This is a genomic window from Thermosulfuriphilus sp., from assembly GCF_054026695.1.
On the sequence record NZ_JBPMLP010000031.1, the window covers coordinates 1 to 18,528 of the forward strand.

17 protein-coding genes and 1 riboswitch are annotated in these 18,528 nt (G+C 51.0%); of the genes, 14 read left to right on the forward strand and 3 right to left on the reverse strand.

The genetic code is table 11. From position 1 onward, the window contains the following. The 12 genes from ACXJJX_RS04790 to ACXJJX_RS04845 form a co-directional block, all read left to right on the forward strand. On the forward strand, nt 1-431 hold a 431-nt coding region (locus tag ACXJJX_RS04790; protein WP_456432727.1), incomplete at its 5' end, for a hypothetical protein. 158 nt (nt 432-589) lie between these two features. Then, nucleotides 590-2,869, forward strand: a complete 2,280-nt coding sequence (locus ACXJJX_RS04795) for a flagellin N-terminal helical domain-containing protein (protein WP_456432729.1) — start codon at nt 590-592, stop codon at nt 2,867-2,869. 173 nt (nt 2,870-3,042) lie between these two features. Beyond that, nucleotides 3,043-3,450: a flagellar export chaperone FliS gene (gene fliS / locus ACXJJX_RS04800; RefSeq protein ID WP_456432731.1), complete on the forward strand. Its 408-nt coding sequence runs from the start codon at nt 3,043-3,045 to the stop codon at nt 3,448-3,450. After that, complete coding sequence (fliT, locus tag ACXJJX_RS04805) at nt 3,440-3,754, forward strand: flagellar protein FliT (protein ID WP_456432733.1); 315 nt, start codon at nt 3,440-3,442, stop codon at nt 3,752-3,754. Before fliS ends, fliT begins: the two co-directional genes overlap by 11 nt. A gap of 24 nt (nt 3,755-3,778) precedes the next feature. Further along, nucleotides 3,779-5,203 (forward strand): flagellar filament capping protein FliD, encoded by a 1,425-nt coding sequence (gene fliD, locus ACXJJX_RS04810; protein ID WP_456432735.1) that lies wholly within the window; start codon nt 3,779-3,781, stop codon nt 5,201-5,203. Between the two features lie 10 nt (nt 5,204-5,213). Beyond that, nucleotides 5,214-5,852, forward strand: a complete 639-nt coding sequence (locus ACXJJX_RS04815) for a putative metalloprotease CJM1_0395 family protein (protein WP_456432737.1) — start codon at nt 5,214-5,216, stop codon at nt 5,850-5,852. A 208-nt stretch (nt 5,853-6,060) separates the two neighbouring features. Beyond that, a complete protein-coding gene (locus ACXJJX_RS04820) occupies nt 6,061-6,711 on the forward strand; it encodes a response regulator (RefSeq protein WP_456432739.1) in 651 nt (216 codons plus the stop codon). 85 nt (nt 6,712-6,796) lie between these two features. Next, on the forward strand, nt 6,797-8,305 hold the full coding sequence (locus ACXJJX_RS04825; protein ID WP_456432740.1) for an ATP-binding protein: 1,509 nt from the start codon (nt 6,797-6,799) through the stop codon (nt 8,303-8,305). After that, a complete protein-coding gene (locus tag ACXJJX_RS04830) occupies nt 8,302-9,678 on the forward strand; it encodes an HDOD domain-containing protein (protein ID WP_456432741.1) in 1,377 nt (458 codons plus the stop codon). Before ACXJJX_RS04825 ends, ACXJJX_RS04830 begins: the two co-directional genes overlap by 4 nt. After that, nucleotides 9,653-10,543 carry a CheR family methyltransferase gene (locus ACXJJX_RS04835; protein ID WP_456432742.1) on the forward strand — a complete coding sequence of 297 codons (891 nt, stop codon included), beginning with the start codon at nt 9,653-9,655 and terminating at the stop codon, nt 10,541-10,543. The genes ACXJJX_RS04830 and ACXJJX_RS04835 overlap by 26 nt, the downstream gene beginning before the upstream one ends. Further along, nucleotides 10,533-13,220: a response regulator gene (locus tag ACXJJX_RS04840; protein ID WP_456432743.1), complete on the forward strand. Its 2,688-nt coding sequence runs from the start codon at nt 10,533-10,535 to the stop codon at nt 13,218-13,220. Before ACXJJX_RS04835 ends, ACXJJX_RS04840 begins: the two co-directional genes overlap by 11 nt. Next, entirely contained in the window at nt 13,202-14,377 is a 1,176-nt protein-coding gene (locus tag ACXJJX_RS04845) for a hybrid sensor histidine kinase/response regulator (protein ID WP_456432744.1), read from the forward strand. The genes ACXJJX_RS04840 and ACXJJX_RS04845 overlap by 19 nt, the downstream gene beginning before the upstream one ends. Here ACXJJX_RS04845 and ACXJJX_RS04850 read toward each other — a convergent pair. The 3 genes from ACXJJX_RS04850 to ACXJJX_RS04860 form a co-directional block, all read right to left on the reverse strand. After that, nucleotides 14,374-14,979, reverse strand: coding sequence for an IMP cyclohydrolase (locus tag ACXJJX_RS04850; RefSeq protein ID WP_456432745.1), 606 nt, complete (start codon nt 14,977-14,979; stop codon nt 14,374-14,376). The genes ACXJJX_RS04845 and ACXJJX_RS04850 overlap by 4 nt on opposite strands. A 76-nt stretch (nt 14,980-15,055) precedes the next feature. Then, nucleotides 15,056-15,250: a hypothetical protein gene (locus ACXJJX_RS04855; RefSeq protein WP_456432746.1), complete on the reverse strand. Its 195-nt coding sequence runs from the start codon at nt 15,248-15,250 to the stop codon at nt 15,056-15,058. Between the two features lie 14 nt (nt 15,251-15,264). Then, entirely contained in the window at nt 15,265-16,110 is an 846-nt protein-coding gene (locus tag ACXJJX_RS04860; protein ID WP_456432747.1) for an HAD family hydrolase, read from the reverse strand. Between the two features lie 105 nt (nt 16,111-16,215). Continuing rightward, nucleotides 16,216-16,427: riboswitch (cobalamin riboswitch) on the forward strand. A gap of 107 nt (nt 16,428-16,534) precedes the next feature. Between ACXJJX_RS04860 and ACXJJX_RS04865 the strand changes: the two genes are divergently transcribed. Together ACXJJX_RS04865 and ACXJJX_RS04870 are read left to right on the forward strand one after the other, a co-directional pair. Then, nucleotides 16,535-17,779 carry a TonB-dependent receptor gene (locus ACXJJX_RS04865; RefSeq protein ID WP_456432748.1) on the forward strand — a complete coding sequence of 415 codons (1,245 nt, stop codon included), beginning with the start codon at nt 16,535-16,537 and terminating at the stop codon, nt 17,777-17,779. 26 nt (nt 17,780-17,805) lie between these two features. Continuing rightward, nucleotides 17,806-18,330, forward strand: coding sequence for a TonB-dependent receptor plug domain-containing protein (locus ACXJJX_RS04870; RefSeq protein ID WP_456432749.1), 525 nt, complete (start codon nt 17,806-17,808; stop codon nt 18,328-18,330). Nucleotides 18,331-18,528: the final 198 nt, after the last annotated feature.

The window sequence follows — 18,528 nt, forward strand, 5'->3', positions numbered from 1 at the left end:
TGTTTGAGAGGCTTGAAGAGACTGGCTCCGGTGAGGCTCCGATATTATTCTTAGCCCTCATCGCCGCTCAAAAGGGGAATCTTGAAGGTTGCCTTAGGTGCCTGGACCGGGTCCTTGAATATCGGAACTTTAGTGAACACATCCAGTTAAACTCTCTCGAAGAATTGGCCGCCTTTCTCATCGGCCTCAAGAAGAGCTTCGAAGAGGAAGGGAAGAAGGACTGCGCTAGGCTAAGCTTGGAGATCGCCCGAGAGGTCTATCCAGACCCGGTTTTCATCGAAGATCTCATCAGAAATGGCCGGAAGGTCTCCGTAGAAAGGGTGCTCAATCTCCTCCAGAGGGGATCCGGGCTAGGGATCAAGTACGAAGAGGCCTTTCTCTCTCGAGTAGAAGACTGGATCAAGGAACAGTTAGCCCAGGGAAGCCATTGAAAAATTTAAAGTTCTTAAGCCCTTGGGCCGACCCTGAAAAATAGATAAGGGAAACAAGGGGGTGATAAAGGCCCGGATTTAAAGGACTGATCATCATCAACCGAATCTCTAAGTAAGGGCAAGGATGCCCAAATAAAAATCAAGGAGGAGGTAGTATCATGCCTATCGTTGTTAACACCAACATTGCCTCACTAAACGCCCAGCGCAACCTTAACAAAACGCAGAGCTTGCTTCAGCGCTCCCTTCAGAGGTTGTCTTCCGGTCTGCGTATCAACAGCGCCAAGGATGATGCCGCTGGGTTGGCCATCAGCACCCGGATGACCGCTCAGATCAGGGGCCTTAACCAGGCTATCCGCAATGCCAACAACGGCATCTCCATGCTCCAGACTGCGGAAGGAGCGCTGGATGAGGTCACCAACATGCTCCAGCGTATCCGAGAGCTAGCCGTCCAGGCGGCCAACGATGACGCCACTGACGCTGACCGAGCCTCTCTTCAGCTTGAGGTCAAACAGAGGATTGAAGAAATCAACCGGATCGCCAACACCACCAGCTTCTCGGGGATCAAACTCCTTGACGGAAGCCTCACCAAAGCAGAGTTCCAGGTAGGGGCCAACTCCAACGAGGTCATTGAGGCCAAATTTTCGGCCATCCAGGCCTATAAGCTTGGAGCTACTGGTGGCACTCAGACCGGTGAATTCGGTCTAGTCAGCGTGACCAACTCGGGCCCCGGTATAGGGAAACCAGCCAATGCCGGAAGCCTGATCGCCCTCGAAGATGGTGATTTGGTCATCAATGGTTATGAAATCAGGGGCACCAGGGCCGCTGATGACCCTTACTCCACCACCGACCATGCGGCTAGCGCCATCGCTCTGGCAGCGGCTATCAACGAGTATGCTGAAAAGACCGGAGTTCGGGCAGTGGTAAATCAGGCAGAGGTAAGCTTTGGTATCACTGCCGGCACCGACAACCTTGAGGCCGGTGACTTGGTCATCAATGGTGTCAATGTGGGGGCAGTAACCGTAAATGGTGTCTCGGCAGTGACAGTGGCTCAAAATCTGGTTAAGGCCATTAACAATGTCAGTGATTCAACCGGTGTTATGGCCGAATACACCTCTACCGGAAATACCACCGTTCCTTATAAGATCACCCTTAAGTCCATTGATGGCCGGAACATCGAGATTGAGGCCACCTTGGGCGCAGGAGAAGACGTCTTTGCCACAGACAGTGGCCTTAGTAACGTCTACAACATAGACAATGGCGACAACCTGGTTATCAGGGGTTCGGTGACCCTGCGCTCCCAGAAAGATATCACCATCTCCGGACCAGGGCCGAACATCGCTGGCTTCTCTGAAGGGGTCTATGAGGCCGACACGGCCTTTACCTCTACAGAGTTTACCTCTAGCACCTTCGGCATCGACAACGGTGATATCACCATTACGGTGGGGGATGTAGGCTACACCCTTACTGATATCACCACCAGTGATGCCTATTGGAACATCGATGAAGATGCCAGCACCAGTGAGGTCTTTCTGACTGTCTCTGCCACCAGTGGTGGAGTTGCCAGTGATGCTTGGTCGGCGGTGGCCATTGCCCATAAGATCAACAACACCGAAGGCCTTAAGGACGTGGTCAAGGCCACGGCCTACACCAAAGTTGACCTCGGACGGGTCAATGCCGTTGACGCTAGCAGCTCTGATCCGATCATCTTCGAGATCAACGGAGTCACCGTAAGGGTCCAGGCCAATATTGAAGCCGATGATTCCACTGGAGTTCTGGTCGGTGCCATCAACAACGCCATCCAGCAGCAGGTGGCCTCTGGGACCTACCGCCTAGCTGGTATCCGGGCCTACATGGAAGAGCAGAGCGACGGCACCAGCCACCTGATTATTGAGGCCAAGTATGGCCAGAACATCAGGCTCCAGTTCAGTGGCACGGCCTCAGACGGAAGCACCACCCTTGATACCAATAATGTTGATCTCTTCACCCATGACGGAGTTGATACCACTACTTCAAACGCCTACTACTTCAAGGGAACGGTGGCTTTGGAAAGCCTCACCGGTGATCCCATCAGCATCAGTGGTAATGACGCCACGGTTGGTGGCTTTGATGAGGCCGACTTTGGTACTGTCCAGAGTATCGACATCTCTACCAAGGCTGGGGCCCAGAAGGCCATCGATATCATCGATGAGGCCCTGCAGCAGATAAGCGACATCCGGAGCCAATTCGGTGCGGTTATGAACCGGCTTGAATCCACGGTGGCCAATCTGGGCAACGTTGCTGAGAACCTCTCGGCCGCCCGAAGCCGGATCCTCGATGCGGACTTTGCTGCTGAAACGGCCGAGCTCACCAGGGCCCAGATCCTCCAGCAGGCCGGCACAGCCATGTTGGCTCAAGCCAACATGTTGCCTCAGGCGGCCCTCTCCCTCCTCCAGGGATAAGGACCTAATCCAGGGCCCGGGCCTAGGCCCGGGCCCTGGTAATCAGGCCTAAAGGAACTGTTTAAGCTAAGATGAAGGCCAAGGGTAAGTAAATACTAGAAGTGTGTCTTTAAGACTTAGGGTCATTCAAAGAGTAGCCGATAATAATTAATGAGGTTTGGAGGAGGAAATCTATGCCCCATCCAGCTATGGCGCTTGCCACATATAAACAGGTAGAAACGACCACCTTTACCGATAAGGGTTGGATTCTCTTAAAGCTTTACGAAGGGCTTATGGAGTCTGTTCGGATGGCGGCCAAGGCCATCATGGCTGGCAACGTCGCTGAGAAGGGACGTCATCTGACCAAGGCCGTAGCCATTGTCGGGGAGTTAAACGCCGCCCTTGATCGAAATGTCCAGGAAGAGTTGGTTGCCAATCTGGAGGCCCTTTATCTTTACCTCCAGCAGGAATTAACTTGGGCCAATCTCAAAAACGAGGTCTCCCACCTTAAGAATGCGGAAAAAGTCCTTTATATCCTTTATGAGGCCTGGAAAGAGGCTGTAAAACAAGAAAGGAAAGCCGAGAAGGAAAATGACGATTAATATCCATGCTGTTTTAAACGAATTGATCTCTATCTCTAAAATGGTAAAAGAGGCCCTTGAGCGGGAAAACTATGGCCAAATTTCCGCGCTTCTGGCCCAAAGGGCCTCCTTGTATCATGGTTTGCGGGAAAGGGCCTCTCTTGATGAACCAGGGCTTCTCCCTCTATTAGAAGAGCTTCGTCGCCTAGAGACCGAGGTGGAGGCCATTGCCAGACAAAAAAGGGACCTTCTCTCCCAAAAGATGGCCGAAATTCCCCGTAAAAAAGAGGCCTTAAAGGCTTATGAAGCCAACCGGCTTTTATAGAACCCAGGGGGAGGTGTCTTTTTCATGAGTATCAGTGTCAGTGGTCTTGTCTCTGGACTTGACGTTGATAACATCATCAGCCAGCTGGTAGAGCTGGAGCGCCGTCCGATAACCCTTCTGGAAAACCAGGAACAAGTCTATAACGTTAAACTCAGTGCCTATGGAACTTTACGGGCCGCCCTTAATACCCTGGCCAATGAGGTCTCTACCCTTAAAGATCCCGATGTCTTTGAGGCCTATCAAGCCTCAAGCTCGGATGAAAGCATCCTTGCCGTCTCCACCACTGGCACTCCCCAGCCTGGAACCCATGAAATCACTGTAAATAGATTGGCTACTGCCCAGAAATTAAGAAGCCAGGCCTTTAGCTCTTCAAGCGCTGTAATAGGCACGGGAACCATCCGAATTACGGTTGGCTCCGGGACTCCGATAGATATCAGCATCACCACAGACAACAACACCCTTTCAGGAATAGCCCAAGCCATTAACGAGGCCAACGCCGGGGTCTCGGCCCAAGTAGTAAATGACGGTACGGGCAACTACTATCTATTACTTTCAGCAGAAAGCACCGGGGCCAGTAACACTATTTCCATCGAGATAGATGAAGACGGAGATAGTGTATTTAATGAAGCCCCAGACGAACAGGACACCACCGGTCTTTCTGTTCTGGCCTATAACGCCTCTGTCCAGAACATGACTGAAACTCAGACGGCTCAGGATGCTGAGCTCATCTTTGACGGGATTACGGTCTATCGGTCTCAAAACACCTTTAGTGATCTCATTGACGGAGTCCAGATAAGTCTTACCTCCGCAGATCCCACTAAGACGGTAACGGTTTCTATTTCCAGGGATCTTACTTCTATAAAGACCAAGATTGCCACCTTTGTAGAGGCCTACAATGGAGCTATATCCGCCTTTCAGGAACTCCAAAAGTATGACGCCGAGACGGGAGAGACAGGGGCCCTTTTTGGAGATGCCACTACCACCATGATGCGCACTAGACTCCAACGGGTGACCACTACCCAGGTGGACTCCCTTCCAGCTGAGGTAAGCAGTCTAGCAGCCATTGGGATTGCCTTTAATGAGGATGGAGAACTTGAGGTTGATGATTCCAGGTTGACCACCGTCCTGGAAAATTATCTCTCCGATGTGAAAACCCTCTTTACGGATACTACGAACGGCTTGATGGCTAAACTGGAGCAAACCCTTGATTCTTTTCTCAACGAGACCGATGGAGCGATCACCACCAGAGAAGAAGGGATTCAAGAATCACTGGATCGCATTGCCAAGAGAAAAGAGGTCCTGGAGGAGCGGATTAGCCGCTATGAAGAACGTCTTCGGAACCAGTTCAACTCTTTGGAGCTCATTCTGGGTGAATACCAACAGACCTCGGATTATCTGGCCCGTCAGATCGAACTGCTGAACACCTTGATCAAAGGGGGTAAGAAGTAAATAGCCGAGGATGAAGAGCGTCGGGCTTTTAAGCGGCCAGAATATCCACGTAAAAGTAAGGCCCACTCTGGAGCCGGCCCAGAAGGAAGCCCCTGCCAGCCAAGATCCAGCCACCAGAAAAACGTCTAACAAGTCCCCTTTTCTTCGCCCTGGCCTTAACTTCGCCAAAGGGAAAGATGGAAAGCCTTTAAGCCCCCAAGAAATCCAAGAATTGCAGCGACTCAAGCAGATCGACGCTCAAGTCCGAGCCCACGAAAGGGCCCACATGGTCGTTGGGGGGCAATATGTACGTGGAGGCCCGCATTATAAATATCGTACTGGTCCTGATGGCCAAAAATACGCCGTCGGAGGCGAAGTCTCCATTGATACCAGTCCGGTGCCTGGTAATCCCCGAGCCACTGTAGCCAAGATGAAGCAGGTCAAAAGGGCTGCCTTGGCCCCGGCCCACCCCTCAGCCCAAGACTATCGGGTAGCGGCCAAGGCCGGCCATAAGGAAGCCCAGGCCCGTCAAGAAATCCTAGAAGAAATACTTAAAGAAAAACAATTGCTCCAGGAAGGAAGAGAAAAGGGACCCTATCCGTCGTCTAGACCCGCAAAAAGCTCTTCTTCGGCCACTAGGCCGGGAGAGTTGATAAGCCTTCTGGTTTAAAGTAATTTAAATTTTAAATTGATCTTGATGTTTTTTTCCTAACCACGGTGGATATTGCAGGACCTGCCCCCAGTTACACCTTAATTCCTATGAAAAGATCTCAATGTTTACCGCTCTGTTTAGAAGAATATACTTAAATGAGACTATTTAAAAATTGGAAGTCCACGTCGATTATAGGACTAACTTTAAGCTTTAAGGTGGGATTATCTTGGCCAAGATCAGTATTTTTTTGGTAGATGATCATACAATCCTCAGGGAAGGGTTAAAGGGCCTTCTTTCACTTAACCCCAACTTTACGGTGGTTGGCGAGTGTGATGAGGGCCGGGAGGCCATTAGTCAAATCGCCAAACTCAAGCCCCAGGTCGTCATCATGGATATACGGATGGAGGGCCTGGGGGGAATTGAGGCCACCAAAGAGATTAAACGCCTGTGCCCGGAGACAAAAGTCCTCGTCCTGACAATGTACTGCCATCGCGAATATATCTATCAGGCTTTAAAGGCCGGGGCCGATGGTTATATCCTTAAGGGGGCCTCCTACTCTGAGCTTGAGATAGCCATAAAAGCTGTCGTCTCTGGACACCGCTATCTGAGCCCGGTAGTAGCCGACCAAGTAGTTGATGGCTACCTGAGGGTAGAGAGAAATCTTGCCAAAACCCCCCTTGAGTCCCTTACCAAAAGAGAAAGAGAAATTATTAATCTTTTGGCCGAAGGCAAAAGTGATCGAGACATCTCTGAGGTCCTTTGCATAAGCCCCCATACCGTAAGGGTCCATCTCTCTAACATCATGAAGAAGCTAGGGGTCAAGAATCGTCTAGAAATGCTCTCTTTTCTCCACAAGGCCGGATGGCCTCCCCAGTAAATAAAATGGTTAATCACTGTTTAGATATAATGTTAGGAGTTGTTTATTCCCAATTGTCAAGAATAACGGTAAAAATTTTCAGATTATGGTATCTACCGGCCACACACCGGATAGGTCCTCTTTAGACAGGACCCAAGGGGCCCAATCTGAAAGGTTTGGATCGGACCAGGGATTTGGCCCCCAGAGAATTGACCTGCAGAGCCTTCTTGACTCCGTAGTCAAGATCAAGGAGCCAGCCTTTCTGACCAGTGAGACCGGCACCATAATCGAGGCCAACCAGGCCCTGGAAGGTTGTCTTGATCTGTCCCGAAAAGACATCCTGGGGGCTTCCTGTTACAAACTGATTCACGGGACCAATCATCGTCCCAAAAGCTGCCCTTTTACCAATCGGACCAAGGGGATCAAAAGGATCCCGTTTTTCTGGCGGGGAAACCTTTATCTTATCTCCTTGAGAGAATACGAAGATCAAGAAAGGGAAAAGAGATATCTTCTTCATGTCCTTAAACAGGTAGAAGGATACGCCGAACTTAAACCCACCGGGCTTCTGGATCATCTTCCTCTGCCCCTATTTAAGATGGAACCTCGGCCCGACGGGGCCCTCCTTTTTGCCAATCGAGCCCTTAAGGACTGGTTGGGGCAAGAGATCCTCGAAGGCCAAAAGCTAGCCTCTTTTGTTATTGATGTGGCCAGCTGGGAGAAGACCATCAGGGCTCTGTTAAGCGGAGAGGTGATCTCTGGAGTTGAGGTCGGCTTTAGCGGAAGGGAAGGAAGGCCACTGTGGGGAGCCATCTATGCCAGCCTCATCTCTGATCAATCTGGTCGGCCAGAGAGCATCTGTGGGCTTATTAAAGACATCAGTCAAGAAGTCCGTCAGAGGATTATTCAAAAGGCGGCTGAAGACATCCGGGAATCTCATTATCGTCTGATCTCTCGCCTTAAGCAACAACTTCAGACTCTAACTTATCGTCTTTTAGAGGCTCAGGAGGATGAACGACGCCGGATATCCATGGAAATCCACGATGGAATCGGCCAAGTCCTCACTGCTGTGAGATATACCCTAGAACACGTCCTGATAAGCCATCATCAAGGAAAGGAACTGGAGACCAAAAAGCTGGAGGAGGCTCTGGAGCTCTTGGAAAAGGTCATGCAGGAGACTCGCCACATCATTCTAAACCTCCGTCCCCCTCTCCTTGACGACCTGGGCCTTGAGGCTACCTTACGCTGGTACATAGACCACGTCACCTCTGGTACGAACTTGGATTGCCACCTCAATTTTACTATCGAGGAAGAGATGATCCCGGAGGCCCACAAGATAATCCTTTACCGGATCACCCAGGAGGCTTTAAGCAATGTCATCAGACACGCTCAGGCCGAAAAGGTGACCATCAGGCTCGCCAGGGAGGGGAAAAGAATACTCCTTACCATAGAGGATGACGGCATAGGTTTTAATCCGGAAGAGATGACCAACAATCGTCGAGCCGGAGGCTATGGCCTCATGAGTATCCGACAGAGGGCCAGCTTTGTAGGGGCAAACTTTGAGATCCTTTCAAGCCCTGGCCAGGGGACCAAGATAAAGGTCAGTTTTCCGGTATGATATTGACCTTGGAGACCCCTATTGCCCAAAAAAAGGAGGGCCTGTGGCCCCCTCCAATTCTAATCTCCCCAGGTGAGGCTGCTTGGGGACAGAGCCCCAAGAGCTTTGAAACTATACTTGGGGCCTGTGTTGGAGTAGCTATCTATGATCTCAAAAAACACATCGGCGGCCTTATCCATGTTGTCCTGCCTCGAGGTCCTAAGGCCAATGAAGAAGAAAATCCTTTTCGTTATGCCCGAAGCGGCCTTCCCCTTCTCTACGAAAAAATCCTCTCTTTGGGGGCCCGACCTGGAGATCTGGTAGCCGCTATGGCTGGCGGGGCCACAGTGCTGGGAAAAGAAAATCCCCAGGCCGTAGGGCCGAGAAACATCCTGGCTGCAAAAGAGATCCTAAAAAATCTCAAGATCCCTGTGGTCCGAGAGGAGATCGCCGGTCGCCATCCGCGACGTCTGTTCCTTGATCTGGCCAGCCTTAAGGTCAATATTTCTGCCTCTCCGAGACCAGACTTAAAGAGTTCAACCCCACAAAAAGCCCCCTTACTTAAAGATCTCCGAGCCGTTGAGGAGAGAATTGACTCCCTTCGTCCTCAAGCGGAGGTGGCTATTAGGGTCTGGAACATGGCCCGAGACCCCTATGTAGACTTCTCCAGGCTGGAGAAGGAGGTCCTCAAGGATCAGGCCCTTACTGCCAACATTCTCAAGATCTGCAATTCTGCCTTCTACGGTCTGAAGGAAAGTGTCTCTTCAATTTCTCAGGCTTTGGCCCTCCTCGGCCTTGAGACCTTTCGTAAGGCAGCTATGGTCTCCTGTTTAGCCGGCCTTTATGACCGGGATCTTTCCGGATACCAGCTAGAAAGAAAGGGGCTTTTCCGACATGCCTTGGCCTGCGCCAGCTTGGCCGAACTGATCGTTCGCAAAAAAGGACTCTCTTCTGTCATCAGCGCCGAAGAGATCTACATTGCCGGTCTCATCCATGATATTGGAAAGATCCTTCTTGACGAGTTTGCCAAGGATCTCTTTGATGAGATCCTAAGATTGGTCTTTTTCCACAATCGGCTTTTCCTTGAGGCCGAACGAGAACTTTTGGGGACGGATCATGCTACTATTGGAGGAATAATTGCCCGAGACTGGGGATTTCCTCCTTTACTGGTAGAGGCCATAGTCTTCCACCACGAACCCACATTGGCCCCCCGGTATCCCCAGGTGGCCTCAGTAATCCATCTGGCCAATATACTTTGTTCTTTTCTCGGGATAGGAGGCGGGCAGGGTTCTTTTTCTAACCCTTTGGACCCTCAGGCCATTAAGATCTTAGGTCTTGAGGACACGGATTCCCTTATGGATGAGGCCTGTGAGCTGGTTGGCACTCTTTTCTGATCCAGAAAGCGAAGGACTTCTGGAGGATATCCTTCGGGAGATCCTTAGACGGGTGGGGATAGATTTTCAACAATACAATCGCAACACGCTTAAAAGGCGTCTGGCCCGAAGAATGGCCTTGGCCTCCTGTAAAGACCTGCAAGAGTACCTTGCATTCTTAAAAAACGATCCCCTGGAGGCCCATTGTTTGGCCCAGGAATTTACTATCAAGGTTAGCCGCTTCTTCAGGGACAAAGAGGTCTTCAGATGGCTGGAAGAGGTTATCATCCCTGAGCTTCTAAAAAGGAGACAACAAGGGGCTCTTTCTCATATAAGGATCTGGAGTGTTGGTTGCGCCCGTGGTGAAGAACCTTACTCGTTGGCCATCCTGGTTGATCGTCTGAAGAAGACGACGCCCTCAGAGACAGAGACCACGGTCAGGATATTTGGTTCTGATATCGACTCTAAGGCCCTTAAGGAGGCCCAAAGAGGAGTCTATGGGCTAGAGGCCCTTAAGGATGTGTCCCCAGAGATCCTTGCTAGCTACTTTGTCCCTTTGCCTGGGAACAAACCTCTTTTTAAAATCCGAACCGAAATAAAGACAATGGTTGACTTTATCCACCACGATATTACATCGTCTCGGACGACCTCTCCTCCATCAGGGGTCTATCACGAGTATCATCTTATCCTCTGCCGTTATGTCCTCATTTATTGTTCCCAAGGGCTCAAGGGGCAGATTCTCAAAAAGCTTCATCGGGCCCTGGCCCCTGGGGGTTATCTAATTTTAGGAAAGGCCGAATCTCTCTGTCCTGAGATTGCCGACCTTTTTGAGATTGTTGATAAGGAAGCCCAGATATACCGGAAGGGGGATGGAGATGGAAGATAAGAGAATATTGTCAGAAATATACGATGAAAAGGGGCTTCTCACTTATGCCATGTTAGACCAGGCCTTTCATGCCACCCCCTGCCCCACCAGGATCCTCGACTTTGAGGGACGAATCCTTTTTCAGAATCGAGCTATGAGCCAGATGGTGAGAATAAGTGGGAATGAATATCGTGGGAAGAGATGCTTTGAACTCTTAAGGACTCCTGAGTTCTGCCCAACCGAACTATGCCCACTGCGACAGATTGAGGCTGGACGCCAACTGGTAACCCTAAATACGGATCGAGAGACCTTTGACGGTCAGAGCTTTCCAGCCAAGATAATGGCCACGCCCTTCAGGGGCCCTGATGGGCGGATGATGGGGGTCATCGAAATCACCTTTGATCTTAGTGAGCAAGCGGAGATCATCTCCAAGCTTGAGGCTGCCAATCACTCTCTTCACCAAATCCGGCGGGAACTTGAGGCCTACGGGAGCTTTGTTACCGAGCTCGTTGGAGAGATCCGTCCAGAACCCTTGGCTCAAAAAGCCCTCAAGGGCTTAATCCAGGAATCAGAGAGCCAGTTAGGAATAATCTACATCCTTGAAGAGGAAGGGACCAAACTGACTCCTTTTAGTACTTGGGGACTTGATGAGGTCCCGGTAGACCTTGAACTAGGCCAAGGTCTCTCCGGCCAGGTGGCCGCCGATGGCACTCCTTTGATCATCGAAGATGTCCCCCAGGAATATTTCCAGATCGGCTCGGGCCTGGGGGGGATGATTCCCCAGAGTCTGGGTCTTTTTCCTCTAAAGGTAGGCCAACAATTAGTAGGACTCTTGGAACTGGCCAGCCTTAAACGGCTCACAGAGAAGAAAGATTTTCTACTGGGGCTGGTCAACCAACTGGCCATAGCCCTCTTTAATGCTCTAAGTCGCCAAAAGATCGAGGAATTAAATCGGGAGCTCCAGGAAAAAAACCGGCTCCTTGAGCTTCAAAACGAAGAGCTCCAGGCCCAGAGCGAAGAATTAATGGCCCAAGCTGAAGAGATCCAGTCTCAGGCCGAAGAGTTGGCTGCCCAAAGGGATGTGTTAGAGCGCAAAAACCTGGAGATCGAAGAGGCCAATCGACTAAAAAGCGAGTTCCTCTCAAACATGAGCCACGAACTTCGAACTCCTCTTAATGCGGTTCTGGGCATGGCCCGACTAATGCTCGATGAGGCCGCCGGTCCCCTCACTGGTCGCCAACGGGAATATCTAGAGGTCATCATCCGGAACGGTAATTCCCTTTTAGAATTGATAAATGACATCCTGGATCTCAACCGTATTGAGTCCGGAAAGATCGAAATCTCCTTTACCGAATTCCCCTTGGCCGAACTTCTTCAAGATGTCGAATCAAGTATCAGACCTCTAGCGGAAAAAAAGGGGCTCAAGTTTATCCTCTCCACAGAAGAGGCTCCAGAGACCTTGGTTACCGATCAGAAGAGGCTCCGGCAGATCCTGATCAACCTTCTATCCAACGCCGTCAAGTTTACGGAAAAAGGAGAAGTAGAACTCAAGATCAACCTCAAAGAAGGGCCGGAGAGGGACATCGTCCGTTTTGAGGTCCGGGATACCGGAATAGGTATCCCCCCTGGCCAGGAAAAGGTCATCTTTGAGGCCTTTCGTCAGTTAAACGGCTCAATCACCAGAAAATACGGTGGTTCGGGCCTAGGGCTCCACATCGTAAAAAAACTTACCGAGCTCCTAGGTGGTGAGATCTCCGTCAGTAGCCAACCGGGAAAGGGATCGACCTTCACCCTTGTTCTCCCCCGTGATCGGCGAAGCAAAAAACGTCTGCCCGATGATACCTGGAAGAACCTGATCAAACAGACCCTTAAACGGGATTTAGAGCCTCGAGAGGAGATAAGTCCTGAAGAGAAAAAAATTCTTATTATAGACGATGACATGATTGTTATCAGAGAACTGGGAGTCCTTTTAAGATCCACTGGCTGGCGGCTTTTTTTCGCATTTGATGGTCAAGGAGGCCTTAAGATCGCCCAGGAAAAGCGTCCTGATCTCATCCTCCTCGATCTTAAGATGCCGATTATGGACGGTTTTTCCTTCCTGGAGAGGCTGGCTGAAATCCCTGTCATTTCTCAGACCCCAGTGATGATTCTTACTTCCCTTGATCTTGAGGAAGACCAACTGGCCACACTTAAGGGAAACGTCCGGGGCATTGTCTACAAGGGTAACATCAGCCGCGAGAACCTAATCAAGCAGATCAAGGAGGCCTTGGGGCTCACCACCCAAGAGCCCTCTTCGGCAAGGCCCTCCTCGGCTCGAATCCGACCAGGGGGACGAAAGATACTGGTTGCCGAAGACAATCCGGATAACCAATATTTTATTGGAGAAATTCTCAAAAGACGTGGATTCAAGATCATCAGGGCCTTAAATGGCCGGGAGGCCATCGAATTGGCCTCCCTTGAACGTCCTGATCTAATTCTTATGGATATCCAGATGCCGGAAATAAGCGGGCTTGAGGCCACCCAGCTCATTAGAAGACTTCCCGGCCTCGAAGACGTGCCAGTGGTTGCTCTAACGGCCAAAGCCATGAGTGGAGACAGGGAAAGAATCCTTGAGGCCGGCTGCAATGACTATATTGCCAAACCATTTGATCCGGAAGATCTGATCAGTGTGGTTTACAAATGGCTCCCGGAAAAATAAACCTTAGAGAACCGCAAGAGCTCTCAGGATCAAGGGCCACTGTCCTGGTAGTTGACGACAATCCAGACAACCTCCTTCTTCTTGAAGGTATCCTGGGGGGAGCTGGCTATAGGATTCTGAAGGCCCAATCCTCTGAGAAGGCCTGGGAGTTGCTCCGCCGAGAAAGAATTGATCTTATCATCTGTGATGTCATGATGCCTGAGGTCTCCGGCTACGACTTCTGCCAACTGTTGCGTGCCGATCCCCACTTAAAGGATCTCCCCTTCGTCCTTATCACCTCAAAGAGACTTGAGGTCGGAGATGCCGTTTTGGGGATGGAGATAGGGGCTGATGACTATCTGACCCGTCCCATTGATCATCGTCTACTCCTTAAAAAGATCAATCTCCTCCTCCGTCGAAAACACCAAAGAGAGATCCTTGAGGAACGAATCGAACAACAGGAAGAACGCCTGCGTTCCCTCGTCAGTTTTACCAACATGATCGTCCATGACATGAGGAACCCCCTCCAGGTGGCCATGGGTTATCTTGACCTCCTCCTCCAAGAGGACCTAAAAGCCCGTCACCGGCGCTGGCTTTCCCTGGTCTACGAAGTCCTTGATCGACAGCGGCAGTTTTTGGAGGATCTACTCATCTTGGCCGCTACCCGCGAAGGCCGCCTGCGGCTAGAACTAAAGAGCTTTGATCCCCGAGAGCTTATTGAAGAACTGATCACCTTCTATCAGCCCCAGGCCCAAGAACAAAGGCGCCGGATAATCTTTGAAGACTTCACAGAAGGAGACGAGATCCTAAGTGACCGTCACCTCCTTCATCGGGTAATTGATAACCTCCTGGGCAATGCGATGAAATACGGCCACGGAGACGTGTGCCTCCGCCTGGAAAGAGCCCGAGGTTCGGAACTCATCAAGGATCTCCCCCAGGGAGTCTTGATTAGTGTCTTTAACCACGCCCGCCCTATTCCTCAGGAGCTCCAAAAGGCTGTCTTTGAACCATTTGTTCAACTCTGCTCCCGGGGAAAGAAGGGAGGAATGGGGCTGGGTCTTTACTTCTGCCGCCTAGTCCTTGAGGCCTTGGGAGGAAAGCTGGGCCTCATCTCCCCAGCTCCCGGGAGGGACGAAGGAGTTATATTTTACGTCTTCCTCCCTCAAGAGTCCTCTTAGACCAAAGCCCTACCGGGATCAATACTGGAGAGATAGTTAAAGATGGCGGTATCGTAACGGCTAGTAGTCTCAAAGACCTTACGGGCCAGGAGAAATCTGGTTTTAAGGGTAGTGGCCCCATTGTTTTCTCTCATCTCGTAGAGCACCGTCTCGTAGTCAGCCGGATCGACTATAACCGTTACATAGCGGAAGTTTTTGGCCGAAGCTCGAAGAAGGGTCGGGCCACCAATGTCGATGTTTTCTATAGCGGTATCAAGATCCGCCCCGGAAGCCACTGTCTTTTCAAAGGCATAGAGATTGACCGCCACTAGATCAATAGTAGAGATCCCATGCTGAACTAGGGCCTCCATATGAGAGACATTTTCCCGAATGGCCAAGATGCCTCCATGAATGGCCGGATGAAGGGTCTTTACCCGACCATCCAGCATCTCAGGAAATTTGGTTACCTCTGAGACGTCGGTTACCGGAACCCCTCCCTCACGGATCACCCGGGCCGTCCCCCCGGTAGAGATAATCTCCACCCCCATTTCATGAAGGGCCTTAGCAAAATCAATCACTCCGGTCTTATCGGTTACACTAATAAGAGCCCGCTTAATCTTCACCGTTGACCTCCTTGTGAGGAAAAGTTAGATTTGTGGCTTTTCTATCATGATCTCCAAAGGGCCTCAATTATGAGGCCTAATACCCCAGAAAAAAGAGCGCCTCTTCCCGGTCTCCTGCGCCTTCTGAAATCTCTTGGACTATCTGACCGCATGACGAACAGACCAGAGCCAGTATCTCCCAGAAAGAGACTCTTCCCCCTTCTTTTATGGCTATAGTGAACCTTCGGAGCTCCAGCACCCCCTGACAGCCCTCCTTCCGGCACTTCTCCATCACCCCCTCCTTGATTAAAGGGTCTCTCCTAAGATTACCGGAGCCAGATCTCGAAGATCGCTAGAGCTAACAATGACGGCCTGGCCTGGAAGACGCCTCTCTGAAAGGCGCTCCAGGAACAGAACAAGCTCGGGGCGGGCATTAAAAGCTAGCCCTAGGCCTCCGTTTTTGGCCATCCAGGCAATGACCTCCGAGTCTCCCATGGAGTCACCAATGTGGGCCACCTCTGACATAAATAGACCCTCTTGTCTGATAATCTGCTCCAGGAATACCGCTTTAGCCTCTTCGGCGGAGATTACCAGATCAAGGTCTCCGGAGACAAACAAATCCCGTTGAGGCCTCTTTCCCTCAAGGAGGGCGACAGCAGTCTCTAAGACCTCTTCTTCCGGGACCTCCTCCCCACGGCTATCTTCAAAACGGAGACGATTGGCTATGATCTTAGAAAACGGGGCCTCACCTAGGTGCCTCTGAAGGATTTTGTTCCAAAGGGAAAGAACAACGGTGTATCCCGTAGAGTTAATGATCTGGATAAGACCAGCCCGGCAGAAGGCCTTCAAGGTCAGCCTTAACCCCGGCAGCTCCGGCAGAGAACAGACATAGGAAACGATATCTTCCAGGGGAAGCCCAGCCGTAAGCCGGGCCAGTTCTTTCAGGGTGGTCTCCACCGGACGACGGCCAGCAGTCTGGGCCTCGACGATCTCTTGGGCCCTCTTTCTATGGCCAGCCAAGCCTGCTAAGGCGACCATGGTGTTTTCCGCCACCAAAGTCTGATTGACATCCCAGGAGAGAAGCTTTAGCCCCGGCCAGAAATGACAAAAAAGCGGCCCAAGGGCCGGCCTTCGAGAATACCTAATGTCCATAAATCCTCATATACCCTTGGTCTTGGCGGGGTGTAAAGATCAGAGATGGAGTGATGTCCTCAATAGACAAAGGAAAAATTTTGTGCTACCAATCGACATTCAACTTCAACCTAAAGGGCCCCGGGTGCCCTTGAAGGGGGTTAAACGGGAAGTCCGGTGCAAGACCGGCGCTGGCCCGCAACCGTGACCGGGGACGAACACCGCTAGGCCTGGAGGACTCCAGGCGACAGGCCACTGGGGCCCCATAGGGCCCCGGGAAGGCGCGGTAAGTAGGTTGATCCGGAAGCCGGGATACCGGCCCGGGGCCCTTTAAGGGAGCGAGGCTTCGGGGCTAACTGCCTCGTTCCTGAAGAAGGGGACCCCCTTCCAGGAACTTCTACCCCTGAAGCCTCCTCACGAAAAAACTTCGCGAGGAGGTGCTGTTATGTTCTTAAGGTCTCTGTTTTCCTTACTTTTAGCCTTCAGTCTCTTACCTTCCCTCACCTTGGCCCAAACAAGTCTTGAGCTAGGAGAGGTGGTCGTAACCGCCACCAGATCTCCGGTAGAGGCCAGCAGGCTCCCAGACTCAGTGACCGTTATCTCCAAAAAGGAGATCGAAAATCGCCAAGTGGAGAGCCTATACCAGATCATGGAGACTTATCCAGCCTTGGACGTCAAACACAATGGCTGGCTCGGCCAGTGGGGTTACGTGCGTCTCAGAGGGGGTAAAAATCAAGACACAGCCGTTCTTTTTAACGGAATCAGAATCTACAATCCGACTAATCCGGCCAATGATTTTGGAGACTTCTGGAGCTATATCGACGTCTACGACCTGGAACGCATCGAAATCGTCCGGGGACCCCAGAGCTCCCTCTACGGCTCAAATGCTATGACTGGAGCCATTCAGATATTTACCCCCAAAGGCGGAGGGCCTAACCGGGCCTCAGCCCAGGCCAAGTTTGGTCGCTATGATACCAAGACAGCAGCGGCCAGTGTCCGAGGAACAGCAAAAGGGCTGGGATATTATCTCGGAGTCTCAGGAATAAATGCTGGCGGTCTATATAAAGACAGCAAGTTCCGTCAGACAACCCTTGATGCCAATCTCAACACCGAACTTTTTAAAAAAGGACCAAGGTTCTTTAAGGATATTAAGGTCGATATAAACCTTCGTTATGCTTATTCCTTCCTCAATTACGGCCAGTGGGATTACAAAAGTTTTAAGGCCTACAATGACCCCAATGCCGAAAGGCGTCAGACCATCCTTATCAGTAATCTTGAGATCTCCCAGAGTCCCTTTCCTTGGTGGGACTGGAGCCTCAATTTGGGTTATAATTTTTTCCGAACTGATCGTTTTGACCCTGATGATGGTATCCTTGGGTACCGTTTAGATGGGACCAAGGTGACCGATTCGGCCTCAGAGGGGCTCTCCCGGGGGAAAACCTATCCGGTGGTCTTTCTCAATCACTTCCGTCTCCGGAACGAGGCGGTCCTGACCGCTGGTATCGAATACTATCGGGAACAAGGAAGATACTACTATGCCTCTAGCTGGAGTACGGCCGACTATGCCGACGAAATCGACACCTTTGCCTACTACACCAATCTCTTTTTAAGCCTCTTGAAGGATCGCCTCGTCGTCAATATCGGAGGGCGAATTGACGACCACGAAGAGTTCGGTACTTGCTTGGATTGACCATATGAGCAAGTTTAAGAAAGCGAATTGACGACCACGAAGAGTTCGGTACCCATGGCACCTACAAGCTTGGAGCCGCCTTCTTCCTCCCCTACAACCTAAAACTCAAAGGAAACTTGGCCACGGGATTCCGGGCCCCTTCCCTCTTTAATCTCTATCATCCCCGCTACGGCAATCCTGATCTCGAACCCGAGGAAAGCACCGGCGGAGACCTTGGTCTGGAACAGGATCTTTTCGGCGGAAGACTTCGTTGGGAAGCTGTCTATTTTAACACTCACTACGAAGATCGAATCGGATTTAACTATACTACCTGGAGTTACTATAATTCGGGAACGGCTAATGTCTCCGGGCTAGAAACCGTCATCGAGGCCCGACCCTATGCTTGGCTTCAGATCTCGATCAACTATACCTATACGGAAGGTCAGGAAGACAAATACGAAAATTTGGCCCTTGTTCCCCAGCACAAAGTAGGACTTTCGAGGGACCCTAAACTGGCAGAAGTTAACCGCCGGGATCTACTATCAGTATACCGGCCGGCGATACGCCTATGACCATAAACACATAATTACCGATTTTAGTCGGGTAGACCTCTCGCTCAGCTACCAACTGACAAAGGCCCTGGAGCTTTTGGGTCGCATAGAAAACCTCTTTGATACCGATTACGAGATGGCCAAAGGTTATAAGGCTCCAGGATTTTCTCTATTCGTCGGACTAAAGGTGAAAAGCTTCTAGTCACCTCAGGCCTTTTT